The sequence below is a fragment of the Streptomyces sp. WAC05374 genome (assembly GCF_004353505.1).
GTDB lineage: Bacteria > Actinomycetota > Actinomycetes > Streptomycetales > Streptomycetaceae > Streptomyces.
In genome coordinates, this window is the sequence record NZ_SMNQ01000061.1 from 1 (window position 1) to 255 (window position 255).

The window sequence follows — 255 nt, forward strand, 5'->3', positions numbered from 1 at the left end:
CCGATGGCGCACGGTTCGGTCCGCCCACTGGTGGCGAACACCTGCTGGAGGGCGCGCATCTCGATGGGGTCGCCGAGGGTGGTGCCGGTGCCGTGGGCCTCGATGAGGCCGATGGTGGAGGGGTCGATGCCCGCGTCGGCCTGGGCCTGGGCGATGACGCGTGCCTGGCCCTCGATGCTGGGCGCGGTGAAGCCGACCTTGGCGGAACCGTCGTTGTTGATGGCGCTGCCGCGCAGCACGGCGTAAATGGTGTCA

At 70.6% G+C, this 255-nt stretch carries 1 protein-coding gene; it reads right to left on the minus strand.

Translation table 11 applies throughout. The annotated features are described in order from the left end of the window. Window positions 1–239, minus strand: a 239-nt coding sequence (locus tag E2B92_RS32535; RefSeq protein WP_327437509.1) for a hypothetical protein, incomplete at its 3' end; no start/stop codon positions are given. Window positions 240–255 lie beyond the last annotated feature (16 nt).